Annotated in this window: 32 protein-coding genes, 3 tRNA genes and 1 pseudogene; 26 read left to right on the top strand and 10 right to left on the bottom strand. The window is 51.4% G+C overall.

Annotated elements, in window-relative coordinates; genetic code table 11:
• The first annotated feature begins 47 nt into the window (after nt 1–47).
• From ACOTX2_RS01290 to sdiA, 7 genes are all read left to right on the top strand, one after another.
• The gene (locus ACOTX2_RS01290) at nt 48–767 is read left to right on the top strand and encodes an RNA polymerase sigma factor FliA (protein WP_003859623.1); all 720 of its coding nucleotides are present in this window, start codon (nt 48–50) and stop codon (nt 765–767) included.
• Nucleotides 768–821: 54 nt separating this feature from the next.
• Nucleotides 822–1373, top strand: coding sequence for a flagella biosynthesis regulatory protein FliZ (gene fliZ, locus ACOTX2_RS01285; RefSeq protein WP_022648543.1), 552 nt, complete (start codon nt 822–824; stop codon nt 1371–1373).
• Between the two features lie 86 nt (nt 1374–1459).
• Complete coding sequence (tcyJ, locus tag ACOTX2_RS01280) at nt 1460–2260, top strand: cystine ABC transporter substrate-binding protein (RefSeq protein WP_023300481.1); 801 nt, start codon at nt 1460–1462, stop codon at nt 2258–2260.
• Between the two features lie 103 nt (nt 2261–2363).
• Nucleotides 2364–3350, top strand: a complete 987-nt coding sequence (dcyD, locus tag ACOTX2_RS01275; RefSeq protein ID WP_063843759.1) for a D-cysteine desulfhydrase — start codon at nt 2364–2366, stop codon at nt 3348–3350.
• 21 nt (nt 3351–3371) lie between these two features.
• Nucleotides 3372–4040, top strand: a complete 669-nt coding sequence (tcyL, locus tag ACOTX2_RS01270; RefSeq protein WP_022648540.1) for a cystine ABC transporter permease — start codon at nt 3372–3374, stop codon at nt 4038–4040.
• Nucleotides 4037–4789 (top strand): L-cystine ABC transporter ATP-binding protein TcyN, encoded by a 753-nt coding sequence (gene tcyN, locus ACOTX2_RS01265; RefSeq protein WP_023306513.1) that lies wholly within the window; start codon nt 4037–4039, stop codon nt 4787–4789. The genes tcyL and tcyN overlap by 4 nt, the downstream gene beginning before the upstream one ends.
• A 223-nt stretch (nt 4790–5012) precedes the next feature.
• Nucleotides 5013–5735 carry a transcriptional regulator SdiA gene (gene sdiA, locus ACOTX2_RS01260; protein WP_032622448.1) on the top strand — a complete coding sequence of 241 codons (723 nt, stop codon included), beginning with the start codon at nt 5013–5015 and terminating at the stop codon, nt 5733–5735.
• A 64-nt stretch (nt 5736–5799) separates the two neighbouring features.
• Here sdiA and ACOTX2_RS01255 read toward each other — a convergent pair whose 3' ends face one another.
• Both ACOTX2_RS01255 and ACOTX2_RS01250 read right to left on the bottom strand, forming a co-directional pair.
• Entirely contained in the window at nt 5800–6024 is a 225-nt protein-coding gene (locus ACOTX2_RS01255; RefSeq protein WP_003859644.1) for a DUF2594 family protein, read from the bottom strand.
• Complete coding sequence (locus tag ACOTX2_RS01250) at nt 6011–6091, bottom strand: hypothetical protein (RefSeq protein ID WP_418235935.1); 81 nt, start codon at nt 6089–6091, stop codon at nt 6011–6013. Before ACOTX2_RS01250 ends, ACOTX2_RS01255 begins: the two co-directional genes overlap by 14 nt.
• 398 nt (nt 6092–6489) lie before the next feature.
• Between ACOTX2_RS01250 and uvrY the strand changes: the two genes are divergently transcribed.
• From uvrY to ACOTX2_RS01220, 6 genes are all read left to right on the top strand, one after another.
• Complete coding sequence (uvrY, locus tag ACOTX2_RS01245; protein ID WP_017384478.1) at nt 6490–7146, top strand: UvrY/SirA/GacA family response regulator transcription factor; 657 nt, start codon at nt 6490–6492, stop codon at nt 7144–7146.
• Nucleotides 7143–8975, top strand: coding sequence for an excinuclease ABC subunit UvrC (uvrC, locus tag ACOTX2_RS01240; RefSeq protein WP_023300478.1), 1833 nt, complete (start codon nt 7143–7145; stop codon nt 8973–8975). The genes uvrY and uvrC overlap by 4 nt, the downstream gene beginning before the upstream one ends.
• 56 nt (nt 8976–9031) lie before the next feature.
• On the top strand, nt 9032–9580 hold the full coding sequence (pgsA, locus tag ACOTX2_RS01235; protein ID WP_003859652.1) for a CDP-diacylglycerol--glycerol-3-phosphate 3-phosphatidyltransferase: 549 nt from the start codon (nt 9032–9034) through the stop codon (nt 9578–9580).
• 163 nt (nt 9581–9743) lie between these two features.
• Nucleotides 9744–9819, top strand: a tRNA-Gly gene (locus ACOTX2_RS01230).
• A 51-nt stretch (nt 9820–9870) separates the two neighbouring features.
• Nucleotides 9871–9944 (top strand) — tRNA-Cys (locus ACOTX2_RS01225).
• Nucleotides 9945–9955: 11 nt separating this feature from the next.
• Nucleotides 9956–10042: transfer RNA gene (locus tag ACOTX2_RS01220), tRNA-Leu, on the top strand.
• A gap of 109 nt (nt 10043–10151) precedes the next feature.
• Here the strand turns inward: ACOTX2_RS01220 and ACOTX2_RS01215 are convergent.
• From ACOTX2_RS01215 to ACOTX2_RS01185, 7 genes are all read right to left on the bottom strand, one after another.
• On the bottom strand, nt 10152–11165 hold the full coding sequence (locus ACOTX2_RS01215; protein ID WP_045338570.1) for a tyrosine-type recombinase/integrase: 1014 nt from the start codon (nt 11163–11165) through the stop codon (nt 10152–10154).
• Nucleotides 11165–11386, bottom strand: coding sequence for a DUF4224 domain-containing protein (locus ACOTX2_RS01210; RefSeq protein WP_032619466.1), 222 nt, complete (start codon nt 11384–11386; stop codon nt 11165–11167). The genes ACOTX2_RS01215 and ACOTX2_RS01210 overlap by 1 nt, the downstream gene beginning before the upstream one ends.
• A 59-nt stretch (nt 11387–11445) precedes the next feature.
• Nucleotides 11446–11688 carry a DUF4060 family protein gene (locus ACOTX2_RS01205; protein WP_045338567.1) on the bottom strand — a complete coding sequence of 81 codons (243 nt, stop codon included), beginning with the start codon at nt 11686–11688 and terminating at the stop codon, nt 11446–11448.
• Nucleotides 11675–13576: a hypothetical protein gene (locus ACOTX2_RS01200; protein WP_064499037.1), complete on the bottom strand. Its 1902-nt coding sequence runs from the start codon at nt 13574–13576 to the stop codon at nt 11675–11677. Before ACOTX2_RS01200 ends, ACOTX2_RS01205 begins: the two co-directional genes overlap by 14 nt.
• A 222-nt stretch (nt 13577–13798) precedes the next feature.
• The gene (locus ACOTX2_RS01195; RefSeq protein WP_045340157.1) at nt 13799–14071 is read right to left on the bottom strand and encodes a hypothetical protein; all 273 of its coding nucleotides are present in this window, start codon (nt 14069–14071) and stop codon (nt 13799–13801) included.
• Nucleotides 14072–14562: 491 nt separating this feature from the next.
• On the bottom strand, nt 14563–14730 hold the full coding sequence (locus ACOTX2_RS01190; RefSeq protein WP_154232881.1) for a hypothetical protein: 168 nt from the start codon (nt 14728–14730) through the stop codon (nt 14563–14565).
• A gap of 287 nt (nt 14731–15017) precedes the next feature.
• Nucleotides 15018–15509, bottom strand: coding sequence for a helix-turn-helix domain-containing protein (locus tag ACOTX2_RS01185; RefSeq protein WP_045340153.1), 492 nt, complete (start codon nt 15507–15509; stop codon nt 15018–15020).
• Nucleotides 15510–15581: 72 nt separating this feature from the next.
• Between ACOTX2_RS01185 and ACOTX2_RS01180 the strand changes: the two genes are divergently transcribed.
• From ACOTX2_RS01180 to ACOTX2_RS01120, 13 genes and pseudogenes are all read left to right on the top strand, one after another.
• Nucleotides 15582–15851 carry a transcriptional regulator gene (locus ACOTX2_RS01180; RefSeq protein WP_032619472.1) on the top strand — a complete coding sequence of 90 codons (270 nt, stop codon included), beginning with the start codon at nt 15582–15584 and terminating at the stop codon, nt 15849–15851.
• On the top strand, nt 15851–16303 hold the full coding sequence (locus tag ACOTX2_RS01175; RefSeq protein ID WP_032620290.1) for a toxin YdaT family protein: 453 nt from the start codon (nt 15851–15853) through the stop codon (nt 16301–16303). The genes ACOTX2_RS01180 and ACOTX2_RS01175 overlap by 1 nt, the downstream gene beginning before the upstream one ends.
• Before the next feature lie 22 nt (nt 16304–16325).
• Nucleotides 16326–17243, top strand: a complete 918-nt coding sequence (locus ACOTX2_RS01170) for a helix-turn-helix domain-containing protein (protein ID WP_045340151.1) — start codon at nt 16326–16328, stop codon at nt 17241–17243.
• 2 nt (nt 17244–17245) lie between these two features.
• Entirely contained in the window at nt 17246–17986 is a 741-nt protein-coding gene (locus ACOTX2_RS01165) for an ATP-binding protein (protein WP_048217849.1), read from the top strand.
• A gap of 16 nt (nt 17987–18002) precedes the next feature.
• Complete coding sequence (locus ACOTX2_RS01160) at nt 18003–18659, top strand: DUF1627 domain-containing protein (RefSeq protein ID WP_048217851.1); 657 nt, start codon at nt 18003–18005, stop codon at nt 18657–18659.
• Nucleotides 18660–18854: 195 nt separating this feature from the next.
• Entirely contained in the window at nt 18855–19088 is a 234-nt protein-coding gene (locus tag ACOTX2_RS01155) for a hypothetical protein (RefSeq protein WP_045340313.1), read from the top strand.
• A gap of 410 nt (nt 19089–19498) precedes the next feature.
• A pseudogene (locus ACOTX2_RS01150) lies at nt 19499–19837 on the top strand (DUF550 domain-containing protein); the annotation flags it as partial.
• A 221-nt stretch (nt 19838–20058) separates the two neighbouring features.
• Nucleotides 20059–20382: a hypothetical protein gene (locus tag ACOTX2_RS01145; RefSeq protein WP_032619477.1), complete on the top strand. Its 324-nt coding sequence runs from the start codon at nt 20059–20061 to the stop codon at nt 20380–20382.
• A gap of 178 nt (nt 20383–20560) precedes the next feature.
• Nucleotides 20561–20728: a hypothetical protein gene (locus tag ACOTX2_RS01140; protein WP_164474158.1), complete on the top strand. Its 168-nt coding sequence runs from the start codon at nt 20561–20563 to the stop codon at nt 20726–20728.
• Between the two features lie 139 nt (nt 20729–20867).
• A complete protein-coding gene (locus ACOTX2_RS01135) occupies nt 20868–21164 on the top strand; it encodes a Ref family recombination enhancement nuclease (RefSeq protein WP_045340242.1) in 297 nt (98 codons plus the stop codon).
• On the top strand, nt 21157–22857 hold the full coding sequence (gene dcm / locus ACOTX2_RS01130) for a DNA (cytosine-5-)-methyltransferase (RefSeq protein ID WP_072050714.1): 1701 nt from the start codon (nt 21157–21159) through the stop codon (nt 22855–22857). The genes ACOTX2_RS01135 and dcm overlap by 8 nt, the downstream gene beginning before the upstream one ends.
• Nucleotides 22850–23206, top strand: a complete 357-nt coding sequence (locus ACOTX2_RS01125) for a RusA family crossover junction endodeoxyribonuclease (protein ID WP_048217858.1) — start codon at nt 22850–22852, stop codon at nt 23204–23206. The genes dcm and ACOTX2_RS01125 overlap by 8 nt, the downstream gene beginning before the upstream one ends.
• On the top strand, nt 23203–23808 hold the full coding sequence (locus tag ACOTX2_RS01120) for a hypothetical protein (RefSeq protein ID WP_045893788.1): 606 nt from the start codon (nt 23203–23205) through the stop codon (nt 23806–23808). Before ACOTX2_RS01125 ends, ACOTX2_RS01120 begins: the two co-directional genes overlap by 4 nt.
• On the opposite strand, the gene ACOTX2_RS01115 is transcribed toward ACOTX2_RS01120, so the two are convergent.
• Nucleotides 23803–24027: a hypothetical protein gene (locus ACOTX2_RS01115; RefSeq protein ID WP_149912182.1), complete on the bottom strand. Its 225-nt coding sequence runs from the start codon at nt 24025–24027 to the stop codon at nt 23803–23805. The genes ACOTX2_RS01120 and ACOTX2_RS01115 overlap by 6 nt on opposite strands.
• Nucleotides 24028–24287 lie beyond the last annotated feature (260 nt).

Genomic DNA, 24287 nt, shown 5'->3' with positions numbered 1-24287 from the left:
AATCGGATAATCATGCCGATAACTCAACTAACGCAGGGCTGTTTATCGTGAATTCACTCTATACCGCTGAAGGTGTAATGGATAAACACTCGCTGTGGCAGCGTTATGTTCCGCTGGTGCGTCACGAAGCATTGCGCCTCCAGGTGCGTTTGCCGGCGAGCGTGGAACTGGACGATCTGCTACAGGCGGGCGGTATCGGGTTATTGAATGCAGTTGACCGGTACGACGCTCTGCAAGGAACGGCATTTACGACTTACGCAGTGCAGCGTATTCGTGGTGCGATGCTGGACGAGCTGCGCAGCCGCGACTGGGTGCCGCGCAGCGTTCGCCGCAACGCGCGCGAAGTGGCGCATGCGATGGGGCAGCTGGAACAGGAACTGGGGCGCAACGCGACGGAAACCGAAGTGGCGGAGCGTCTGGGCATTCCTGTTGAAGAGTATCGCCAGATGTTGCTCGATACTAATAACAGCCAACTCTTCTCTTATGATGAGTGGCGCGAAGAGCATGGCGATAGCATCGAGCTGGTGACGGATGAACATCAGCAAGAAAACCCGTTACACCACTTACTGGAAGGGAATTTACGCCAGCGCGTGATGGAAGCGATTGAAGCTTTACCGGAACGTGAGCAACTGGTGTTAACCCTCTATTACCAGGAAGAGCTCAATCTCAAAGAGATTGGCGCCGTGCTGGAGGTGGGCGAGTCACGGGTGAGCCAGCTGCACAGCCAGGCCATTAAACGCCTGCGCACAAAACTGGGTAAGTTATAGGTGAGTCATTCGCCTTGGAAATGCCGCACAACGTATTGACAACCAGGAGTTATCATGACGGTGCAGCAATCTAAAAGACGGCCTTTAAGCCGCTACCTGAAAGACTTTAAACACAGCCAGACGCATTGCGCCCACTGTAAAAAATTACTCGACCGCATCACGCTGGTTCGTCGCGGTGAAATCGTGAATAAGATTGCGATTTCCCGCCTCGACACGCTGATGGATGAAGCCGCCTGGCTTGAAGAGCGAAAAGAGTGGGTAGCGCTTTGCCGTTTCTGTGGCGATCTCCACTGCAAAGAGCAAAGCGACTTCTTCGATATTATCGGCTTCAAGCAATTCCTGTTTGAACAAACGGAGATGAGTCACGGCACCGTGCGTGAATACGTGGTTCGCCTGCGCCGCCTGGGTCAGCATTTGACCATGCAAAATATCTCCCGCGATCTGCTGACGACCGGATACCTGGATGAAAATCTGGAGCCCTGGCTGCCCGCCACCAGTACCAACAATTACCGCATCGCGCTGCGAAAGTACGCTCAATATAAAGTCCAGATGCCGGGCGTCATAAAGCAGAAAGTCCACGCCGGAACGACTTCTGATATATATTAAAAAAGAATAAGATGTAGCGCAGCCGCCTTTGACGTTGCAGGCGATTTCTCTACACTACTCAAAAATTCCACTGTATCGGAGTACTTATGAAATTAGCAGTTCTGGGTCGTCAGGCGCTGATGGGGATGATGGCCGTTGCGCTGGTCGCGGGGATGAGCGTGAAAACGTTCGCGGCAGATAATCTGCTCAACAAAGTCAAAGAGCGCGGCACGCTGCTGGTTGGGCTGGAAGGAACCTATCCTCCGTTCAGCTTCCAGGGCGACGACGGTAAGCTGACCGGTTTTGAAGTGGAGTTTGCGCAAGAGCTGGCCAAGCATCTCGGCGTCAAAGCCTCCCTGAAACCGACCAAATGGGATGGTATGCTGGCGTCACTGGATTCCAAACGTATCGACGTGGTGATTAACCAGGTAACCATTTCTGACGAGCGTAAGAAGAAGTATGACTTCTCTACGCCGTACACCGTGTCCGGTATCCAGGCGCTGGTGAAGAAAGGTAACGAAGGCAGCATCAAATCCGCCGCGGATCTGAAAGGTAAGAAAGTCGGCGTCGGTCTGGGCACCAACTACGAAGAGTGGCTGCGCCAGAACGTGCAGGGCGTGGACATCCGCACCTATGATGATGACCCGACGAAATACCAGGATCTGCGCGTAGGCCGTATCGACGCCATTCTGGTTGACCGCCTGGCAGCGCTGGATCTGGTGAAGAAAACCAACAATACCCTGGCCGTCGCGGGCGATGCATTCTCCCGTCAGGAGTCCGGCGTGGCGGTGCGTAAAGGTAACGAAGATCTGCTGAAAGCCATTGATGCTGCCATTGCTGAAATGCAGAAAGACGGCAGCCTGAAGGCGCTTTCTGAGAAGTGGTTCGGCGCAGACGTGACGAAATAAGTCTCTGACCGACAAAAAAAGGCGCTTTTAAAAGCGCCTTTTTTATTTCTCGCGCGTCTGCGTGCATAATGAAATAACAATTGTTTGCGTGACCGGAGGAACCATGTCACTACAGAATTTAACGCGCTTTCCCCGTCTGGAATTTATCGGCGCACCCACGCCGCTGGAGTATCTGCCGCGATTTTCTGACTATCTGGGGCGCGATATTTTCATTAAGCGTGACGATGTGACGCCCATGGCGATGGGCGGGAATAAGCTGCGCAAGCTGGAATTTCTCGCCGCCGATGCCCTGCGCGAGGGCGCGGATACGCTGATCACCGCCGGGGCAATTCAGTCTAACCACGTTCGCCAGACGGCGGCAGTGGCGGCGAAGCTGGGCCTTCACTGCGTAGCCCTGCTGGAGAACCCGATTGGCACGCAGGCAGAGAATTACCTGACTAACGGTAACCGCCTGATGCTGGATCTGTTCAACGTCCAAGTTGAAATGGTTGACGCGTTGACCGACCCGGCTGCACAGCTTGATGAACTGGCGACGCGCCTGGAAGCGCAGGGCTTTCGTCCGTACGTCATCCCGGTTGGCGGCTCGAATGCGCTTGGTGCCCTCGGCTATGTTGAGAGCGCGCTGGAAATCGCCCAGCAGTGCGAAGGCGCGGTGAGTTTGTCCTCGGTGGTAGTGGCGTCCGGCAGCGCGGGTACCCATGCCGGTTTAGCGGTCGGGCTTGAGCAACTGATGCCGGACGTAGAGTTGATTGGCGTGACGGTTTCCAGAAGCGTTGCGGATCAAAAGCCGAAAGTCGTCACCCTGCAACAGGCGGTGGCAGAACAGCTTGCGCTTCAGGCGAAGGCGGAAATATTGCTGTGGGATGACTACTTCTCGCCGGGTTATGGCACCCCCAATGATGAAGGGATGGAGGCCGTTAAGCTGCTGGCTCGCCTCGAAGGTATTCTGCTTGACCCTGTCTATACCGGTAAGGCGATGGCGGGCCTTATCGACGGTATCGCCCGCAAGCGCTTTAAGGATGAAGGACCCATTTTGTTTGTTCATACTGGCGGGGCGCCTGCGCTGTTTGCCTATCATCCCCATGTCTAAAAATCAGGTAGAAAAATAATAATGCAAGAAAGTATTCAACTGGTTATTGATTCGCTGCCGTTCTTGCTTAAAGGCGCGGTGTTTACTTTACAGCTCAGTATCGGCGGGATGTTCTTCGGGCTGGTGCTCGGGTTTGTGCTGGCATTGATGCGCATGTCGAACGTCTGGCCGGTGCGGTGGCTGGCGCGGTTTTACATCTCCGTGTTTCGCGGAACGCCGCTTATCGCCCAGCTGTTTATGATTTACTACGGGCTGCCCCAGTTCGGTATCGAGCTGGATCCGATCCCGGCGGCGATGATTGGCCTGTCGCTGAATACGGCGGCGTACACCTCTGAAACGCTGCGTGCGGCGATCTCGTCCATCGATAAAGGACAGTGGGAAGCGGCGGCCAGTATCGGGATGACCCCGTGGCAGACGCTGCGCCGGGCGATCCTGCCCCAGGCGGCGCGCGTGGCGCTACCTCCGCTGAGCAACAGCTTTATCAGCCTGGTGAAAGACACCTCGCTTGCGGCGACCATTCAGGTGCCGGAGCTTTTCCGTCAGGCGCAGCTGATCACCTCGCGCACGCTGGAAGTGTTTACCATGTATCTGGCGGCCTCGCTGATTTACTGGGTGATGGCGACGGTGCTGTCCGCCCTGCAAAACTATTTTGAAAACCAGCTTAACCGCCAGGAGCGAGATCCAAAATGAGTGCAATTGACGTCAAAAACCTGGTGAAAAAATTCCACGGGCAAACGGTGCTGCACGGCATCGACCTTGAGGTTGAGCAGGGCGAAGTGGTGGCAATTATCGGCCCGAGTGGGTCAGGGAAAACCACGCTGTTGCGCAGCATTAATTTGCTTGAGCAGCCCGAAGGTGGGACGATCCGCGTGGGCGATATCACCATTGATACCGGGAAACCCATCAGCCAGCAAAAAGGGCTGATTCGCCGCCTGCGTCAGCATGTTGGCTTCGTATTCCAGAGCTTTAATCTCTTTCCGCACCGTACGGTGCTGGAAAATATTATTGAAGGCCCGGTCATCGTAAAGGGTGAACCAAAGGAAGACGCGACGGCCCGCGCCCGCGAGCTGCTGGCGAAGGTTGGCCTGGCCGGGAAGGAGACGAGTTATCCGCGTCGGTTATCTGGCGGACAGCAGCAGCGTGTCGCCATTGCGCGCGCGCTGGCGATGCGCCCGGATGTGATCCTGTTCGACGAACCCACATCCGCACTCGATCCTGAGCTGGTCGGGGAAGTGCTTAACACTATCCGACAGCTGGCGCAGGAAAAACGCACGATGGTGATTGTGACGCATGAAATGAGCTTCGCTCGCGACGTTGCCGATCGGGCAATTTTCATGGATCAGGGGCGAATAGTAGAGCAGGGGCCAGCTAAGGCGCTGTTTGCCAATCCTCAGCAGCCTCGAACCCGCCAGTTCCTTGAAAAATTCTTAATGCAGTAGCATTTTCACGCTCAATTTGCTCCAGATGTCGCTTCTGGAGCAAATTATCCTCCCATAAATTCAGTTTTGGTGATTTTTTATTCCACCCGATGTGGATAAGCCATCGCTAAATTAAAGATAATCCGTCTGTGGTCGATATTTTATATAAATAATCCTGCTTTATGTGTTAGGTTATATTCACCATAATAATGATTATCTTTATCAGAGGCTTCATTCGGCAAGTATGAGGGATATAGACTTTTTCACCTGGCGACGGGAATGCGTCCTCCGGTTTCAGGAAATGACCTGTGCTGACGAGGTATATCAGGAACTTCAGCGACAAACGCAGGCGCTTGAATTCGATTATTATGCGCTTTGTGTTCGACACCCTGTGCCATTTACCCGCCCGCGAACATCCGTCCATTCAAGTTATCCGCAACAATGGATGGCGCAATATCAATCCGAGAATTATTTCGCCATTGACCCGGTACTGAAGCCGGAGAATTTCATTCAGGGTCATTTGCCCTGGACGGATGAATTATTCACGGATGCCCAGCAATTATGGGACGGCGCGCGGGACCACGGTTTACGTAAGGGAATAACCCAGTGTCTGATGCTGCCAAATCATGCGCTCGGCTTCCTCTCCGTGTCATGTACTAGCTTACAGGCACACTCGATATCCAGTGAAGAAATTGAGCTGCGTTTACAAATGCTGGTTCAGATGGCGCTCACTACACTGTTGCGCTTTGAACATGAGACGGTGATGCCGCCGGAAATGAAATTCAGCAAGCGTGAACGGGAAATTCTGAAGTGGACCGCAGAAGGGAAGACGTCGGCAGAAATTGCCATCATTCTTTCCATCTCGGAAAATACCGTCAACTTCCATCAGAAGAATATGCAGAAGAAATTCAACGCGCCGAATAAGATCCAGATAGCGTGTTATGCCGCGGCGACTGGGCTTATTTGACTGATATCACGTTCTGCGTGTCAGACGAGGAAAAGGCTGAATGCACTGCATCCAGCCTTTTTTGTTACTGGCGGTAGGCTTGTTTAATTTGCTTAACTGTATTGGCAAAAACAGCGGATTCCGCCTGATCTTCCATCTGCGCGATCTGTTTTTCCATTTTAATGATCACACGTCCAGCATCAGCCTGGCCCATCGCCTGTAGCATAAGCGTCAGCAGCGACTTCAGGCAGTTTACTTCCTGTGCCAGTTCCTGGTTATTCTCGGCAGTGGCAAATTCAGGTGTGCTCATTTATTTTCCTCATTATAAAACAGCGCATGAGCGCGACGATGAAAGTTAAGGCGGCGGAGTATACCACAAGCTGCGGCAAAAAATGCAGTGGTTGTTTTTTATACTTTTACGCGTATTGATTATTGGCCGGTGCGGATTATGAAGGTAATCTGCCCAATATGTTAGCGACAATTAAATGTTTATCGCCGGTACGCCATCCGTTAATTGTTGTTACAAAAAAATGAGAGCATTTTTTAGTTTACGTTAACAAATGTTTTGGTGGCTTTTTGAATGCTGGTGCTAAAAAAATAGCGGTAAAGCCCAGTACACATGGGTTTTCTTTCCACTTACTGTACAGCCTAATTTCCAAAAACGAGACCCGAATCGTATAGCCGATTTTTTAGCGTTTTAATCTTGCATGGAAAACCGTTAATATAAACCCAATTAGCAGTCAGTAGCGTTATCCCTATTCTGGAGACATTTCCTTTGATCAACGTCCTTCTTGTTGATGACCACGAACTGGTGCGCGCAGGGATACGACGCATTCTTGAAGATATAAAGGGTATTAAAGTAGCCGGCGAGGCGTGCTGTGGCGAAGATGCCGTCAAATGGTGTCGCGCGAACTCCGCAGACGTGGTGCTGATGGATATGAACATGCCCGGTATTGGCGGGCTTGAAGCCACGCGCAAAATCGCGCGCATGTTCGTTGATACCAAAGTCATCATGCTGACCGTCCATACCGAAAATCCGCTGCCCGCCAGGGTCATGCAGGCGGGGGCTGCGGGGTATCTCAGTAAAGGCGCTGCGCCGCAGGAAGTCGTCAATGCGATCCGCACCGTTCACGCAGGGCAGCGCTATATCGCTTCTGATATTGCTCAACAGATGGCGTTGAGTCAGATTGAACCGGAAAAAACGGAATCTCCGTTTGCCAGTTTGTCTGAGCGCGAATTGCAGATTATGCTGATGATCACTAAAGGTCAGAAGGTGAATGAGATTTCTGAACAGCTGAATCTCAGCCCGAAAACGGTCAACAGCTATCGCTATCGGATGTTCAGTAAACTGAACATTCACGGTGATGTCGAACTGACTCACCTGGCCATTCGCCATGGTTTGTGCAATGCGGAGTCGTTAATAAGTCAGTGAGTGAAGCGTTCGATTCAAAAGCATTTCTGAAAACCGTCACCAGCCAGCCAGGCGTCTACCGGATGTATGATGCTGGCGGTACGGTTATCTATGTCGGTAAGGCGAAAGATCTGAAGAAACGCCTTTCAAGTTATTTCCGCAGCAACCTTGCCTCCCGTAAAACCGAAGCGCTGGTCGCACTTATACACAACATTGATGTCACCGTAACGCACACGGAAACGGAAGCGCTGCTCCTTGAGCACAACTACATTAAGTTGTATCAGCCGCGCTACAACGTTCTGCTGCGTGATGACAAGTCCTATCCGTTTATCTTCCTGAGCGGCGACACGCACCCGCGGCTGGCGATGCATCGTGGCGCTAAGCATGCGAAAGGTGAATATTTCGGCCCCTTCCCGAATGGTTATGCCGTGCGGGAAACGCTGGCGCTTTTGCAAAAAATCTTCCCTGTTCGCCAGTGCGAAAACAGCGTCTATCGCAACCGCTCCCGGCCATGCCTGCAATATCAGATTGGCCGCTGCCTGGGACCATGCGTTGAAGGGCTGGTGAGCGAAGAAGAGTACGCGCAGCAGGTGGAATATGTCCGCCTGTTTTTAGCCGGGAAAGACGATCAGGTGCTGACGCAACTGATTACCCGCATGGAAAAAGCCAGCGCGGCGCTGGAATTTGAGGAGGCCGCACGCATCCGCGACCAGATCCAGGCGGTGCGCAGGGTGACCGAGAAGCAGTTTGTTTCCAATACGGGCGACGACCTCGATGTCATCGGCGTTGCCTTTGACGCCGGCCTGGCCTGCGTTCACGTGCTGTTTATTCGTCAGGGCAAAGTGCTCGGCAGCCGCAGTTACTTCCCGAAAGTGCCGGGCGGGACTGAGATGGGTGAAGTGGTGGAGACCTTTGTCGGCCAGTTTTATTTGCAGGGCAGCCAGATGCGTACGCTGCCCTCGGAGATCCTGCTCGACTTCACGCTGGACGATAAAACCCTGCTGGCGGACTCACTTTCAGAGCTGGCAGGTCGCCGGGTGAATGTCCAGACGAAACCGCGCGGCGATCGTGCGCGTTATCTGAAGCTGGCGCGAACCAATGCCGCCACGGCGCTGACCACCAAACTTTCCCAACAATCGACCGTCAGCCAACGTTTAACCGCGCTTGCTACGCTGCTCAAGCTGCCGGAAGTGAAACGCATGGAATGCTTCGACATCAGCCATACGATGGGTGAGCAGACCGTGGCGTCGTGTGTGGTCTTTGATGCCAATGGCCCACTGCGGGCAGAGTATCGTCGCTATAACATCACCGGCATTACGCCCGGTGACGATTATGCCGCCATGAATCAGGTGCTGCGTCGTCGCTATGGTAAAGCGATTGAAGAGAGTAAAATCCCGGACGTTATCCTTATCGACGGCGGGAAAGGGCAGTTGGGGCAGGCGAAGGCGGTATTCGAATCGCTCGACGTGGAGTGGGATAAGAACCATCCGCTGCTGTTAGGGGTAGCGAAAGGGGCAGATCGTAAGGCTGGCCTGGAAACGCTGTTCTTTGAGCCGGAAGGCGAGGGCTTTAGCCTGCCGCCAGATTCCCCTGCACTGCACGTGATCCAGCACATCCGAGATGAGTCGCACGATCATGCCATTAGCGGACACCGCAAAAAACGGGCGAAAGTGAAAAATACCAGTACCCTTGAGACGATTGAAGGCGTCGGGCCAAAACGTCGCCAGATGCTGTTGAAGTATATGGGCGGATTGCAAGGATTACTCAACGCCAGTATGGAAGAAATTGCAAAAGTGCCGGGTATTTCGCAAGGGCTGGCAGAAAAGATCTACTACTCGTTGAAACATTGAGGGCTCTGTAGCAACATAGAGCTAAATTTTACTGACAACAGACAGTTACCGTCATCATGCGATTTAATATCCCTACGTTGCTTACTCTCTTTCGCGTTGTGCTCATTCCGTTCTTCGTCCTGGCATTTTACCTGCCGGTCGTCTGGGCGCCTTTTGCCTGTGCGCTCATTTTCCTGATTGCCGCCGTGACGGACTGGTTTGACGGTTATCTGGCGCGTCGCTGGAACCAGAGTACCCGCTTTGGCGCGTTCCTCGATCCGGTTGCGGATAAGGTGATGGTGGCAATCGCGATGGTGCTGGTGGCGGAACATTATCATACCTGGTGGGTGACGCTGCCTGCCGCGACCATGATTGGCCGTGAGATTATTATCTCTGCCCTGCGCGAGTGGATGGCGGAGCTGGGTAAACGCAGCAGCGTGGCGGTGTCCTGGATCGGTAAAGTTAAAACCACTGCGCAGATGGCGGCGCTGGTGTGGATGCTGTGGCGTCCGAATGCTTGGGTAGAGTGGGCCGGCATTGGTCTGCTGTGGGTTGCGGCGGTGCTGACATTGTGGTCAATGTTGCAATACTTGAACGCTGCGCGCGGTGATTTGCTTGAACAGTGATCGTTTCGGCTTAATTTTCAGCAAACGATCCTGAGATGCAAAAAATAACGTTGACTCATAACGTCATATCAGTAGAATGCAACGCATCGAACGGCGGCACAGTAAGCCGGACGATAATGAAATCAAGTGCTTAGCAAGTCGTTAAATAGTTACTTGATAACATGCGGGAATAGCTCAGTTGGTAGAGCACGACCTTGCCAAGGTCGGGGTCGCGAGTTCGAGTCTCGTTTCCCGCTCCAGATTAATGCATCGGCAGTTTGCGGGTGCAGGTCGAAAGACAAAAGATTTAAGGCGCGTTAGCAAAGCGGTTATGTAGCGGATTGCAAATCCGTCTAGTCCGGTTCGACTCCGGAACGCGCCTCCACTTTCTTCCCTGGCCGGATGGTGGAATCGGTAGACACAAGGGATTTAAAATCCCTCGGCGTTCGCGCTGTGTGGGTTCAAGTCCCACTCCGGCTACCATGGGAAAAAGCAGAATAATCAAAGCAATAAGCAGTGTCGTGAAACCACCGAAAGGTGGTTTTTTTGTGCCTGAAATCCAGTTTCCTAACATCCTTCCTAACATCATTTCTTATTTTTGCCCGCCTACCACTGGCACAATTTTTACTTTTCGATCGTAACGCGCCGTTTGCGTGATAGTTTTGTGTCCGGAAATTTGCTGTTTCTCCTGTAGGCTTCCTTCAAGATCCGATACACCCTTGGCCTTTAGATCGTGGAACGTAAAATCAAAAAGCATGTGAGGATGTTTTTTTTGAGCTTCTTCTTTCGCTTGTTGCCAGCGACTATTAAAGCCGTCACGTGTGTAGCGGCGACCATTAAACTGATGGATCAAGTAAACACTGGACATTCCATTTTTAAGCGGTAATGTTTTTGCAAGCTCTACAGCTGCTAACAAACGTTCAGACCAGGCTTTGATCTGCTTTGCTGCGGTTTTACCCTGGCGGATAAAAATCCCTTCTTGTAATAGCTGGTTTTTTTGCACAGCGAGTACATCCCCCTGACGTGCCAGGCAAAGATAAGCCAATTCCATGGCTACTTTGACGACCGTCGGCGATACTTCATAAAGCGCATAGTATTCTTCATCGGTAACGTATCTTTCACGTTCTTCCTCTTTGAATTGCCTTACTCCCTTACAAGGGTTGCCTTTCACCATGCCTCTTTCGTAAGCCCATCCGTAGACCCTGCTTAGAAACGCTTTTTCCCTGTTCGCCTGCACGGGTGCGGCCACGCCTCGTTTATCCATGTATTGCCTGATGTGCTGGGGCTTAACGCTATCTGGATCCATTTTCCCAAACACCGGGATCAGCTTGCGTGAGTATTTTTTATAATCTTTACGGGTTTCATTGCCTAATTTGTGATAATCGGCGCTGGCAAAAAAATCATCGATTAGTCCAGACAGATTCTTTTTCTCTTCGATACCTTTCAGCGCTGCCTCATACTTGGCCCAAATTAAAGATACTGGTGAATCCAGAGGACACAAGTTTATGGATCCACCCGTAGCCGGGTGGAATTCGTATTTTGATTTCCCCCGGTAGACACGCGGGGGGAGAATTGCATCAGAAGGATTTTTACGTTTACCGGCCATTACATTGCATCAAAGTTTGGAGTATTTAACTCAGTTTTTACGTCAGGTACCATCCTCAATGCGATCGGATTGTTCACATGGTTCCAGGTGGTTCTGGGATAACCGTTGCGATCTTCTTTAAACCAGATCCCGGCTGAGGCAAGCCATGCGCATTGTTTCTTGGGTTGTTTGTACCCGGTCAGCTTACGAATTGCATCGTTAGTTAAAATGTCATCAGTCATAACCATTACTCACGATGACCAGCTGCATAATAGACATTGCAGCTGGAGAGAGTTGAATTTTAGAAATCACCCAGATCAGCCATTCGTTTTATGCTCCGGGCTCCTAGCATCGCGGTGGCAACATAGCTGCGGCGTCTGTTAATTACCTCTACGATCACTTTCTGTTTGCCTACCATTACTGTGTAAAACGTTTGGGTATGGCTGCGTCCATGATTTCCGAATTTCTCATAATGCGATTTGAGTGCGGCGGCGCATGCTGGCCCGCCTATGCTGTCGTTCGCGCTGCGATTAATCAGTAGCACGTGAACCTTCCTGCTGGATGATGCTTTCAACACTTCGCGCAAGCTCTGTTGCCATGATCGGCAAGTCATCGTACTGATTGCAGTAAGCGGGGTTAGCACACAGGCCCTGAAGAGCTGCAATCGTTAGCTGTTGCTGGTAGGAGAGGGATGTCTGCTGACTGTTTGCTTCAGGCTGCTGTTCAGATGTCTGTTGAGGTTTTGCAGTAACAATCGGTGGATCGAGCACTACCGGTTTTGGCAGTTCAGGGCGACGGTATTCCACGATCGCATCAAGCGCGATTTTCTGACGCACGCTGATATCGTCAGACCAACTATCGAGCAGCGTCGTTGCCACGTCGTGAATTTCTTCGTCAGAGAAATCAGGTGAGAGGCAATATTCAGTTGTGGCTATATCAGTCATCAGCAATGGTATTACGTCGGAAACACTATGGCCGGTGCACTTCACTACGCCTTCTGCTTCTTCTTTTCCGATGATATTGGTACGCCCGGAAATCAGATCGTTAATCGCCTGAGCAATTTCAGTTTCGCGGGCACTTAATGCTGGTGGTATTTCTTCTTTTTCGACCTCATTTGAGGTGTTGATCAAAGTATCAACTGAAAAGATACCATCGCCCAGGTTCTCTACGCGCGGCTGCTCGTTGGCCTGCGGCGCTGGCTCTGCATTCTGTGTGAATGCCTCTTTAAGATCTTTATCGAACTGCGCAGCTTTTCCCGGGCAAACTGCTGGTGGCAGAGTTTTGCTCTGTATTGACGGTTGGGCTTTATCATCTGTCTTTTCCTCCGGGATAACGCGGGGTTTCGCTTTGCATGCAATATCTATGATTTTCTGATCTGGCTTCGCATGATTCGATTCAACCAGTTCGCGATTGATGTACTCACGTAATTTGATCGGGTTTAGCCAGAGGTCCTCAGGCGCAGATTTGATCAGGGCGATTATGGCCGCGCGGGAATAGTCCAGAATGCCAGGTGTGCCGCGCAGTTGTGCCCACCATGCAGTGAACTGGGGATCCTGCGCTGCTTCTGCCATTCCTTTCGCGGCCATCATGAATCTGTTAGGGATCCAGTAAATGTCGATCTCGTCGTACATGCTCAGAATTGCAACCGCTACTTCGATACGCAGTGTCGAAAGGTTATGAACCAGATCAGGGCTACGGTCGGTCTTGTTGCCGCCTCCAAGAGTGGCGCCCGAGTCTGTGTGGCTTTCTTCGGAGATGGTGGTAGCTTGTGGGCGCTTATCTACTGGCGTGTCGAGCCACTTGGCGATCTGCTTTTTAATGTCAGGCCATTGTGATGATTCTTTTGTGTTCTCTCGTACCCAGGCCAGTAATTGCTCCTGGCGTTCCGGCGCCAGCGACAGAGCGCGGGGTTCTTTCGTCAGTGCTTCTGTCAGTTCACGGGTAAAGCTTCCAGCATCATCATTAACCAGGTCTACAATCTGGCCGTACTGCGCCTCAGTGATTCCAGGAACCGGGCCGAACAGTGCCAGGCAAGCTGCCCGGGATGTCTGGTCGAGCCGCGCAACGGTTTTAACTTCTTCCTTTGCCTGGTTGTCTTCCCGATCGGCTTTTTCATCAGTTTCTGATTGGGGGGCCGCAGCTGGTTCACCTTCGTTTACATTCCAGACGGCGACCGTGCTAAAAAAATCAGTAGAGAATGCATCCAGCTCCGGACAGGGTAAATCTTCACGGTGCTCCCAGATTTTCACCTTAAAGAAATCATCAATATGTTCAGGATGTTCAGCCGCCAGCTTACCGAAAATAACAGCTTCAGCGATGGCTTTTGTGGACGCGTTTACCGCGATGGCAAGTGGTTTTAAATCAGGGTGTTTTTTTAATGCTTTATCTTTTGGGAAGTAAGCACCACCAAATACTTTTAACTCAACAGCCATAATGACCTCGCTTAATATTTAAAAAATGAAGTTGACTGAAATGATTTGCGAGTAACGCGTTTAGCATTTTTTAACGCGTTACGCCTTTCTCTTTTTTCATTGCATTGCTCACATAAATAAATCGTGCGCCTGAAGGGATATATGTCTGTTTTCCTTTCATGCATTTCCGATTTTTTATATTCGTGACAGCAAACAGCGCAATAGCAGGTGTTGTCATCCATATCAGTTAAGATATTGGCGCTTGTGGTCGTAATAAGACATGCCGCAGACGTTCTGTGCTTCTGCAAAACTCGCAGACAGCAAGCTAATGTCCTTTACAGCACAAGCCGGACAATGAAACTTTCCGAGCACGTACCCACCGTCAAGCACAACGGTTACAGGGCCAGTGGATGGCAAATGAACCACGCCTGAAATAGCACCATTAACATTAAATGTGGCAAAGTCTTTATTTACGGTTGCCAAGCTCAATTCTACGGTAGTAATAGTTGATTTCATTTCATGATCCTTAATTTAAGGTGTGAAAACCCCTGCCGTTTAAGGCATCGATTTCTAACTGATTGCAATTAAATATCTGTCGGATTACGGCGTCAGCTTTGACGCGTAAAAATTCAGAGTTCAGGGTTGCCTTTCTGAGCCAGCAAATAACAAAGTTGTCGAAGTTTTATTTCAAACCAGTTAAGGCGGACTGCCTGTTGCCGTGATGGTTGACGATTAAAGTCTGTCATAATGAATCCCCTATGAAGGTTATTAATAGCCATCAACAATTTTCGATTGTCCACAACTGGAAGCACACTCCGCCAGCTAACAAACCAATCCCCATTAGTGAAAGGGTGGAATGCGCTTCCATGTTGCAGACAACTTTTCTGCGAGGTTTAAGCAAGTTCAGTCAGTGTTTTACGCATCTCCTGGCTAATGTTTCTGCCAGCCCTTTCGCAACGAACAAGCAATTCTTCAGCGTCAGAAAGGTGGTTGAATAACGCGGTCAATTAATCAAAATCAATACCAATTCCTGCATCAGCAGCCAGCATTGTATCTTTAAGATGATCGATATCTCCACGCAGTGAACTAGCCATTTCCTGCGCTTTAATTGCTAACTCCGTTACAAGGCCAGCATTCGCATACCGAACTGCTAAACCTAAATGTTGTTTTGACATGTTTTCCTCTCACACCTACTGCTGAACCTATCTTTGCGAATCATCCGGTCATTCATACGCCACCGGCGGCTACTTCGTGGGCATCCTGCCTGTTCGCTCTGTTTACCCTTATCGCCGGGTAGGCGGAACGTTTACCTGTCGCACCTGTTGTGCTTCGATGAGTAGAGAATACAACATAAAGTAGATGTGTCAACACTAAAAGTAGAAACTCAAGAGGTATTTGCTACTTTGTGTGGTGAGTGAAGGCGTAAAAAAACCCGGCATGTGCCGGGTTCTTAGGGATTTTTTTACTTCTGCGGGGTGTTGGCGTACTTCAGAAAGAATTCATATAGCTGTTTATACCGCATTTCGAAAGCCAGTAGCATGTTCTTGGCTTCAGCACTTGGGAACTGCCGATAGACTCGGACCAGCCGCTTTTCGTCTTCGCTTAAATCACTGAATTCCCCATCGCTGCCAGTGTCGGATTCTGTCGCGGGGAAGCCCATAAACTCAGTTTCTGGAAGCTTAGTAGGCGCACTTTCACCTTCCCCGTAGTCAAGCCATGCCGCTTGGACATTTAGCCAGTCAGCTATCTTTTGCAGTTTCTCATCGCGTGGCTTAGCCGTGCCCAGCGTATAACGACGAGCCATTTCGTATGTGACATCGCAAGCCTGGCTTAAATCCTTCACAGAACGGCGCTGTTTGCGCATTTCTTCTGTCAGCCGGTTCGCGAAATCCTGATGTTTATTCGCTTTTTCTACCATAGGTAGAAGAGTAAGACACGGCGCGTTCATAGTCATTTCTATTTTTCGTAGTTGTATTTTCTACTTTATGTAGTATATTGCAGTCATCGACTCATTCAGGAGAACACGATGACTACTTCATACAAGAACATTACGGAGAAGGCTGTGAGGTCGATTGGTTCTGTTTCGGCCGTCGCCCGTAAATTCAACTTTAAGTCCTCACAGTCAGTAGCAAACTGGATTATCCGAAACCGAGTTCCAAGTGAGCGAGTGATTAAGCTCTGTGAATTTGGCGGCTGGACTGTCACCCCGCATGAGTTACGTCCGGATTTGCATCCAACCCCTACCAGCGGAATTCCTGTTCAGGATATCCCACGTGCGCAGAGGGAGTCTGAATGATGGAAATCAAAAAACTGGCATGTGAGCTGGAGTCCTGGGCGCAGGAAAAGGGCTGGAAGACAGTTACGCAGCTGATAACCCCGCATCACTTTGGCGATCTGCTTCAGTCACTGGATGACGTTTCGGATCCGGACGAGTACGCACGCAGGCTGCACAACAACAAGCAGATTATTCAGCGTGCATTCCGTAACGATACGCCTAACTACCTGAAACAGGCGGAAGCCCTGAGCTACGCCATCCGTACCGCCATTGATAACGAACTGGCACAGAAAGACTGCATGCATTACCGGGCGGCCAGGGTTAACAAAGAGTGCATCGAAGCCACCAATGCGGTCTTCACGGGCAAACCGAAACCGGTAATCCGGCGAGAGACACTGGAAGCGATCGACGCGCTGGCGCAGCTGGTAGGCGTCAAAGTGAAGCTGGTTTCGACTTGTTCGAACGCAGCTTAGTTCAGTTGTGTCGAGGTGTTCTATGAGCATGGAACTGATGGTCCAAGCGATGAAGGTCAAGGTAGGCAACCCGCTTCGCAAGCTGGTCCTACTTAAACTGGCCGATAACGCAAGTGACCAGGGCGAGTGCTGGCCGAGCTATCAGCATATCGCTGATCAGTGTGAGATCAGCCGTCGTTCCGTCATGAATCATGTTGCCGCGCTTTGCGAGTCTGGACTGATGCGAAAAGAGACCAGATCGGGGCCGAAAGGCAATGGCAGCAATTTCTATCGATTAACCCTGACCGGTGCAAACGCCAGTTCGAGGGTAGTGAATGAGATTCACCAGGGTAGTGAAGCAAGTTCACCAGGGGCTAGTGCAGGAGATTCACCAGATGGTGCACCACATTCACCAGGGGGTAGTGAAGGAGATTCACCCAGAATCAGTCACTCTTTTGAACCAGTCAAAGAACCAGAAAATCTTTCTTGTCCGGACGCTTCGCCGTCGGACGGAAAATTGACAAAAACCGAGTTTTTGAAGCGCCACCCGGAAGCAGTGGTTTGCAGCCCTGCGAAACGTCAGTGGGGGAGCCGGGAAGATTTGACCTGTGCGCAATGGATTTGGAAGCGCGTGCTGAAACTCTATGAGGAGGCCGCAACCTTTGACGGCGAAATCGTTCGCCCGAAAGAGCCGAACTGGACCGTCTGGGCGAATGACGTGCGTCTGATGCGCACCCTTGATGGCCGTAGCCACAAGCAAATTTGTGAAATGTTCAAGCGCGTCCAGAGCGATAAGTTCTGGGTTCGCCAGGTCAAATGCCCCGCCAAACTGCGCGAAAAATGGGATGACCTGATTATCCGCCTGTCGGCGCCGGGCACAGGGCATTACCAGGCTGGTGGACGGGATATCAATCAGATCTCCCGTCCCGATAACACCGTTCCGCCAGGATTCAGGGGGTAAGCATGCAAAACGCAGGTTCTATTTTCGATCGCCTTCGCCGTGTTATTCCGGCTGGCATTGAACCCAAATTTAAAAGCGCCGAAGAGTTGATGGCCTGGCAGCGTGAGGAAGGGCAAAAACGCGCTGCGGAGGTAGACAAGCTCAACCAGCAGGCGCGTGCAGAGAAAATTTTCGGGCGATCCGGGATCCAGGACCTGCACCGCAGCTGTAGCTTCGCGAATTACACCGTGAACAGCGACGAACAGCGTCATGCGCTGAGTATGGCAAAGAGCTATGCGCAGAATTTTGGCTCGGGCTTTGCCAGTTTTGTCTTCGCCGGAAAACCGGGCACCGGCAAAAACCACCTTTCAGCGGCCATCGGCAATTATCTGCTGAAGCAGGGGCGAACGGTTCTGATCGTGACGGTGCCCGATCTGACCCTGCGCGCCCGGGCCTGCTACGACGAAGGACAGTCCGAAGCCGCGCTGCTGGATGACCTCTGCAAAGTGGATTTATTGGTGCTTGATGAAGTTGGTATTCAGCGAGACAGCCGCGGCGAGAAAGTTTTGTTGAACCAGATTATTGATCGCCGTCTAGCGGCCATGCGGCCAGTGGGTGTGCTGACCAATCTTAATTACGACGCGCTGGTAGAAACCCTTGGCGCAAGGGTTATCGATCGCCTGCGCATGGACAACGGCATTTGGGTGAATTTTGACTGGGAGAGCTATCGCGGAAACGTTAGCCACTTGAGACCTGTTAAGTGAATCTTGAGGAGAAATAATGGAATCAGTAATCGACGCATTGAAAGCAATGGGCAAAGCAACCTATCTCGATGTAGCGGCACGCCTGGATATCGAACCCGTAGAGGCTCTGAAAATGCTGCGCGAGCAGAAGGAGGAAGGGTTGTGCGATTTCTATGATGGATCATGGTCGGTCGGTACCGCGAAGGAGCGGAAGCCGAAGCGCATCAGACCAAAGCCGGTATCACCTCTGGTTGAGAGGGTGTTGTCAGCAATGCAGGGGCAGGGGGCCATGAGCTCCAATCAGGTAGCTGAGAAGCTGGGTAAAAGCCCGCGAGCCCTGAATGCATCGCTGGGTGCAATGTACAAAGACGGTCTGGTTATGCGCCATGTGGATGGGAAAAACATCACCTGGAGCCTGGCGGGTGAGTCGAAAATAAAACCAGAGCAGCCGGATGCCGCTGCACTCGACGTCAAGTTAGCATCAGCGCCGGACAACAAATCCCTCGATGAAATTATTAGGGATATCCCGGCGTTCGTTAGCCGTCCTGATGACCTGATTATTCCGTCGTCCCGTTATATCTCGAACGAGATCCGCCGCACAAAAGCGAAGCTGTCGAACCTTCAACGTCTTCAGGCTGCCGTTCGCGAGCTGCGTCGCCACAAACATCTTCTGGAAGGTATGAGCCATGAGTAATTTGCCTGTCTGTCCGCGATGCGGGATGGCGCCATCTATAAAAATCCGTAGCAGGGGAATTAACTGGGGATCAGCAGAAATCCGTTGCTCGAACGGATGCACAGGGCACCGTGCGGGATTTTCCTTCCCGCCTGGTGGTGAGGCTGCTGCCCGTCAGGTTCTTGAAAAAAAATGGAAAGAGTTGGTGGAGGGAAAATGAGCAATTTGTTATTTCTCAAATGCATCAAAGACACTGAAGGCTGGTGGACTGAGGGCGAAATGTACCCAGCCCGTGTTGTTGCCGGCGGTTTTGTTCTGATCGGGGATGATGATGAACTGGACGGAGAGGAATGGAGCGCCGCGCCGATAGAATACCGTGAAGATGGGTCTGTGCTTTATCAGGTCGGCGGAGTTGGTGGTGATGTTTTGTTTGAGGAGTCGGCACAATGAGCACTACCCTAAAAGCTTGGCTAAAGCAGACCATAGCAGAGCTTGAAGAAGAGCGCGATGCGACGCCCGGCGCTGTAAACGAAGATGCCGCTATGGCGCTTGAGGCGATGAAACGGGCTCTGGCGTCTCTGATGGCTGATCCTGTAGCGTGGACTGACGAGCAAGAATTGCGTGATGTTGAGAAATACGGCTGCGGCTACCTGTTTACAGCAAACCCTATTACGCCGAACGCAGACCCGCATCGTGTTATCAAACTATACACCGCCTCGCCAGCGCCGATGTTGCCGGAGGAAATGCCAAAAGGCCTGGCAGGTCAGATTGTCAGCCTGCTGGCGCATAACATTGGCGATAAATTATTGGCACAGAAAATCTGGAACGCCTGCCGCGCCGCCATGCTTCAGGGGGGCGAACATGTTACGACGGCTTACAAGTTGCCGGAAGAAACCAGTTCATCTTTGCAATTGCGCAATTTAATCCGTCAGCGCCATGCTGAATGGTCACAGGCCACGTTCGGTGATGTTGGTCCTGTCGGCCCGCTCAAGCATCTGTCGAAAGAGGCACTCGAAGCAGCAGAGGAACCTGATGATCTCAGTGAGTGGGCTGACATGCAGTTCTTGTTATGGGATGCACAGCGCCGCGCCGGTATCAGCGATGGTGAAATTACAGCAGCGATGGAAGAAAAGCTGAAGGTGAATATGGCGCGCCAGTGGCCAGAGCCGAAAGACGGCGAGCCGCGACTGCATATCAAAGCAGCGCCGCAGGATGAGGTGAAAAAGTGTACCTGATGGAGCTGATATCAGGCGCAGTCTGGCTGATGGTTTTTATCGTGCTGATGGTGCTGGTTTGGAGAAGAATTGATTATTGATTAATCACTTACCCGCTTCGGCGGGTTTTTTACGCCCAAATTCTTGACCCTCATTTTTTTGGTGTTACTGTATAAATATACAGTGTCTTTACAGGGGGGGTTATCATGGGTTTTCCATCACCAGCAAAAGACTATGCAGAATCAACGCTCACCGTCGGCAGACTTTGCGGCTACGACGGTAATTGCCGGACTATCGAAACTTCAGCCGGATACGCAATTATAAATGTTGCCAAAAGACCGAAGGCGGGTGACACGGTTTTGATCTCTTTCTGCGGAAGCTGGGACTTCGCTTCTGTTCAGGGAAAAGCACTTATCACACAGGATGGGGAGGCCATCGAAGGCGATTCACTGGATGACGCGAATGTGCTTGGGGTAGTGACGTTCTTCCTGAACCGTGTAGCCGATAATGACCTCTTGCCGGTGATATGAGCTCCATTAATCCTGTGCATTAGAGCCGATCGGTTAGACAGGTCAATTACGGTTAATTGATCTTTCTAACCTATTAGACCTTCAGTAGGGGTACTGCTTAAGTTACGTTCAGCGCGCAGGGGAAAAAGGGCCGACCCCGATCTGTCGGGGATGACTGAAATGAATAGGATTTTTCGTTATGAATGAGCAAGAATTAATCGCTGCCGTTCGCCCTGCTGGACGTTATGAGGTAGTAAGCCAGGAGGATGGCTCCTTTATTGTGATCCCGGTGCCTGCTGAAGCAATACTCATTACCCGAGAAGCACTGCGACAATGCCTTGAGCGCTTCCGCAACCCTGACAACTGATTTATAATAATCAAGCTGGCCTGAACAACCAGCACCTGTCGCACCATCACCGGAGAATAGTGATGGCGCAAAAAAATACCTCGCTTTACCTGGACCGTCCATTCCTGCGCGGTTCCTCTGCTTATGCTGGTGGTCCGGCATGAAAAAAGCAGACCGCATCCATCTTGCGCGTGTGGCCGAGCTCGGCTGTATCGTGTGTAAAAATCTAAACCTTGGCGAAACGCCTGCGGAAATCCACCATATCCGGACAGGGCAGGGCACAAGCCAACGTGCTGACCATCGAAAATCAATTCCCCTTTGCCATACACACCATCGCAATGGCGGTTACGGTGTGGCGATTCATGCTGGCCGCCGCGCCTGGGAAATGAAGTACGGCACTGAAGCTGAGCTTCTGGTGCAGGTGCTCTATTTGCTGGGGGAGCATGCCAATGTATAACCCAGTCAGTTACGGCTCAGTGTGCAGCGGCATCGAGGCCGCCAGCGTGGCGTGGCATTGTCTTGGCTGGCAGCCAGCATGGTTCGCAGAGATAGAGAAATTCCCCTCCGCTGTGCTGGCGTTTCGCTGGCCGGACGTCACCAATCTGGGTGACATGACCAAAATCGCCGCGGCAATCCGCGCCGGAAAAATTGAAGCGCCCGATGTACTGGTAGGGGGAACCCCTTGCCAGGCGTTCAGCGTTGCGGGTTTACGTAATGGGCTGGCTGACGAGCGCGGCCAGTTAACTTTGGCTTTTGTTGAACTGGTAAATGCTATCGATGAAAAACGCACAGAGCAGGGAAAACCACCCGTCATCGTCGTCTGGGAAAATGTACCCGGCGTATTCAGCAGCAAAGATAATGCTTTCGGATGTTTTCTTGGAGGGCTTGCCGGCGAAAGCTGCGCGCTGGAATCACCAGGGAAGCGATGGTCAAACGCTGGTTATGTGCTGGGACCAGAAAGAGCTATTGCCTGGCGAGTGCTCGACGCTCAATTTTTCGGAGTGGCCCAACGACGCAGACGTGTGTTTGTTGTCGCAACAGCTCGAGGGGATATCGATCCCGCAAAAATTCTTTTTGAGTCCGAAGGCATGCGCCGGAATTCTCCGCCGAGCAGAAAAACGAGGCAAATCGTTGCCCCGGATGCTGGCTATCGCCTTACTAACGGTAGTCACTGGGATGGAGAACATAATCCACATCCAACGCTGAATCAGTCATTCAATACTGGCGGGATCGGAGCGAGTAATCAGGAATTATTCAGTCAGCGCGGCAGTGGGATCGTTGGGGCATTCCGCATGCGAGCTTTCGGCGATTACGTAAGCGACGAGACAGCATCAACAGTAAAAGCTCGCGATCACAAAGATGCGACCGATTTAGCTGTGACTTATTCAGACGTCAGCAGGACGTTGCTGGGTAAATCCAATGACAGCATGGATGAGACTCTTCAAACCTATGCCATTCACGGAACACAGGATCCTTGCACGCTAAAAGATAAGGCTCACACCCTTGGACGTAATCACGGACAGGAAAATTCTGTTATCGCATTCAGTTCAAAAGACAGTGGGCATGATGCAGCTTCAGAGCTTTCACCAACATTGCGAGCCGGGAACAGCACCAGCAGCAATCAAAACGCAGGATCGCCACCTGCAATAGCGTATGGCATTCCAGGTAACTGGATAGGCCGCGCTCCACAAAACGGTGGAGATGCAACAGATCCTATGCACGAAGTGTCCCCATGCCTGACCGTTGCTGACTGTCACGGCGTTGCATATGGCTTTAAGGCGGGGCAGGGTGCAAAAGCTCACGGCATAGGATATGCCGCCGAACAAGCCCCAACATTGACAAGTGCGAACAGTGGGAGCAATCAGTCACCAGCAATTATGCAGAACATGGCTGTTCGCCGCCTGACTCCTGTAGAGTGCGAACGCTTGCAGGGATTCCCCGATAACCACACTCTAATCCCGACACAAAAACGCAAGCAGATCACGGCTGAAGAATATGCTTATCTGCGCCACCACCAACCAGAACTGAAAGCAGAACAGGCTTACCGACTGGCTGCCGATGGCCCGCGCTATAAAGCAATCGGCAATTCAATGGCGGTACCGGTTATGCGCTGGATTGGTTCCCGCATAGAGGAGGCGCTGCATGCCTAAATACATCATCACCCCTGTTGGTAAACCCCGCATGACACGCCGTGATAAATGGAAACAGCGGCCGCCAGTGATGCGATATCGCATGTTTTGTGACGAGGCCCGCCTGCATGACATTCAGGTGCCGGAGAACGGTGCCCATATCACTTTTGTTTTACCGATGCCTGAGAGCTGGAGCAAGAAAAAACGCGCAGCTATGGACGGGCAGCCGCACCAGGTAAAGCCAGATCTGGACAATCTCACAAAATCGCTTCTGGACGCACTGTTCGAGGATGACTCCCATATTTGGGACGCCCGGACATCAAAAGTATGGGGCAAAACCGGCATGATAATTATCGAGGACATGAAATGACGCCACGCCAGAAACGCCAGTATTTAGAAGGGCTGGGTAAAACCGCAATGGCACCACGCAAGAGCTGGCTGGGGAAAAGCATTTTGCTTACAAATGTTCAGTCTGGGTGGATTAAATCTCTCCTTACGATCTGGGGCGAAAATGTTCGTGGAGGTACGGCCCCGGCAAAACCTTGCGGGCATTCGTGCTGGAATGTCCTCAGGGGAAAGAACTGGTCTGATAAAGCGCTCGAGCGTTTTACCGCAGCGTTGAACCAGGCAAGGGAAGAAGGGTTCCGTGGTGAGCAGGCGTTGAGACGTGCTCGTTCGATCCTGTGGCCCGAACCGCCTGTCAGTGTAATTGCCGAGGCGATGAATAGCGATGACGCCGAGTTTGTGGAAGGAGCTGTGCTTCAGGCGTTCGATATGAAGGATCCGGTTTACATTGTAGGGAACCAGTATTACACCACCCGAAAAAAAATCTCTGATATAACCAGAGATCTTCAGAATCTCGCGCCATGGCTGACTGAATCAGAGGCCAGAAAGCGGGTGCGCTGGTGCCTGGAAATATTCAGGGCAAAGGTTTTTTTGTCAGCGCGGAATTCCCTGAAAGAAAATTCATGATAATCGTGATTTAGCAAAAAGTGCTATTGGTGCAATGAAGTATTGAAAATGGGCCAGAAAATCAGATAATCTATTCATGCTTGGCAGGGCTGCGCCACGATGGCAGCAATGTAAAGCGACAATTTGAAAGAACTTAAACCCCGCCAGCCGGGGTTTTTTGTTATCCGGCGATACGACAGGGGTATTCGCGAAGGTGCATTGCACCAGTACCCCTGTCATATCGTCGCTCTTCAATCGATTTTCAGTATTTCTAACGCAAGGCGATTACAATGTCATAACGTAGAGGCCGAAAACATTGAAGGCCCAATTCCGGTAACCCTTAATGAATATATTTGTCTGATTGCGTTGTGAATTTTCCAACTCATGCATATGCTTCTAAAGCATCCTGCGGAATGGATGTATTCTGAAAGCATTTTTGTGGTGGATCCCCCTAAGCGGAGGGGCGATTCAGCAGGACATTTCTCCAGAATGTCCAACCA

Source organism: Enterobacter cloacae complex sp. IR5412 (assembly GCF_049237385.1).
GTDB lineage: Bacteria > Pseudomonadota > Gammaproteobacteria > Enterobacterales > Enterobacteriaceae > Enterobacter > Enterobacter intestinihominis.
Note: the sequence above shows the minus strand (reverse complement) of the source record. Positions and strands in the feature narration are given on the sequence as shown.

Excerpts from the sequence above, each read along its gene's own strand:
- ACOTX2_RS01180 (WP_032619472.1), top strand. The coding sequence starts at position 15,582 with ATGACTACTTCATACAAGAACATTACGGAGAAGGCTGTGAGGTCGATT.
- ACOTX2_RS01210 (WP_032619466.1), bottom strand. The coding sequence starts at position 11,386 with ATGACTGATGACATTTTAACTAACGATGCAATTCGTAAGCTGACCGGG.
- ACOTX2_RS01190 (WP_154232881.1), bottom strand. The coding sequence starts at position 14,730 with ATGTCAAAACAACATTTAGGTTTAGCAGTTCGGTATGCGAATGCTGGC.
- ACOTX2_RS01120 (WP_045893788.1), top strand. The coding sequence starts at position 23,203 with ATGACGCCACGCCAGAAACGCCAGTATTTAGAAGGGCTGGGTAAAACC.
- sdiA (WP_032622448.1), top strand. The coding sequence starts at position 5,013 with ATGAGGGATATAGACTTTTTCACCTGGCGACGGGAATGCGTCCTCCGG.
- ACOTX2_RS01125 (WP_048217858.1), top strand. The coding sequence starts at position 22,850 with ATGCCTAAATACATCATCACCCCTGTTGGTAAACCCCGCATGACACGC.
- ACOTX2_RS01140 (WP_164474158.1), top strand. The coding sequence starts at position 20,561 with ATGAATGAGCAAGAATTAATCGCTGCCGTTCGCCCTGCTGGACGTTAT.
- ACOTX2_RS01135 (WP_045340242.1), top strand. The coding sequence starts at position 20,868 with ATGAAAAAAGCAGACCGCATCCATCTTGCGCGTGTGGCCGAGCTCGGC.
- ACOTX2_RS01145 (WP_032619477.1), top strand. The coding sequence starts at position 20,059 with ATGGGTTTTCCATCACCAGCAAAAGACTATGCAGAATCAACGCTCACC.
- ACOTX2_RS01155 (WP_045340313.1), top strand. The coding sequence starts at position 18,855 with ATGAGCAATTTGTTATTTCTCAAATGCATCAAAGACACTGAAGGCTGG.
- ACOTX2_RS01160 (WP_048217851.1), top strand. The coding sequence starts at position 18,003 with ATGGAATCAGTAATCGACGCATTGAAAGCAATGGGCAAAGCAACCTAT.
- ACOTX2_RS01255 (WP_003859644.1), bottom strand. The coding sequence starts at position 6,024 with ATGAGCACACCTGAATTTGCCACTGCCGAGAATAACCAGGAACTGGCA.
- ACOTX2_RS01215 (WP_045338570.1), bottom strand. The coding sequence starts at position 11,165 with ATGGCCGGTAAACGTAAAAATCCTTCTGATGCAATTCTCCCCCCGCGT.
- pgsA (WP_003859652.1), top strand. The coding sequence starts at position 9,032 with ATGCGATTTAATATCCCTACGTTGCTTACTCTCTTTCGCGTTGTGCTC.
- tcyL (WP_022648540.1), top strand. The coding sequence starts at position 3,372 with ATGCAAGAAAGTATTCAACTGGTTATTGATTCGCTGCCGTTCTTGCTT.
- tcyN (WP_023306513.1), top strand. The coding sequence starts at position 4,037 with ATGAGTGCAATTGACGTCAAAAACCTGGTGAAAAAATTCCACGGGCAA.
- ACOTX2_RS01175 (WP_032620290.1), top strand. The coding sequence starts at position 15,851 with ATGGAAATCAAAAAACTGGCATGTGAGCTGGAGTCCTGGGCGCAGGAA.
- ACOTX2_RS01200 (WP_064499037.1), bottom strand. The coding sequence starts at position 13,576 with ATGGCTGTTGAGTTAAAAGTATTTGGTGGTGCTTACTTCCCAAAAGAT.
- ACOTX2_RS01115 (WP_149912182.1), bottom strand. The coding sequence starts at position 24,027 with ATGACAGGGGTACTGGTGCAATGCACCTTCGCGAATACCCCTGTCGTA.
- dcyD (WP_063843759.1), top strand. The coding sequence starts at position 2,364 with ATGTCACTACAGAATTTAACGCGCTTTCCCCGTCTGGAATTTATCGGC.
- ACOTX2_RS01165 (WP_048217849.1), top strand. The coding sequence starts at position 17,246 with ATGCAAAACGCAGGTTCTATTTTCGATCGCCTTCGCCGTGTTATTCCG.
- tcyJ (WP_023300481.1), top strand. The coding sequence starts at position 1,460 with ATGAAATTAGCAGTTCTGGGTCGTCAGGCGCTGATGGGGATGATGGCC.
- fliZ (WP_022648543.1), top strand. The coding sequence starts at position 822 with ATGACGGTGCAGCAATCTAAAAGACGGCCTTTAAGCCGCTACCTGAAA.
- dcm (WP_072050714.1), top strand. The coding sequence starts at position 21,157 with ATGTATAACCCAGTCAGTTACGGCTCAGTGTGCAGCGGCATCGAGGCC.
- ACOTX2_RS01170 (WP_045340151.1), top strand. The coding sequence starts at position 16,326 with ATGAGCATGGAACTGATGGTCCAAGCGATGAAGGTCAAGGTAGGCAAC.
- ACOTX2_RS01195 (WP_045340157.1), bottom strand. The coding sequence starts at position 14,071 with ATGAAATCAACTATTACTACCGTAGAATTGAGCTTGGCAACCGTAAAT.
- ACOTX2_RS01185 (WP_045340153.1), bottom strand. The coding sequence starts at position 15,509 with ATGACTATGAACGCGCCGTGTCTTACTCTTCTACCTATGGTAGAAAAA.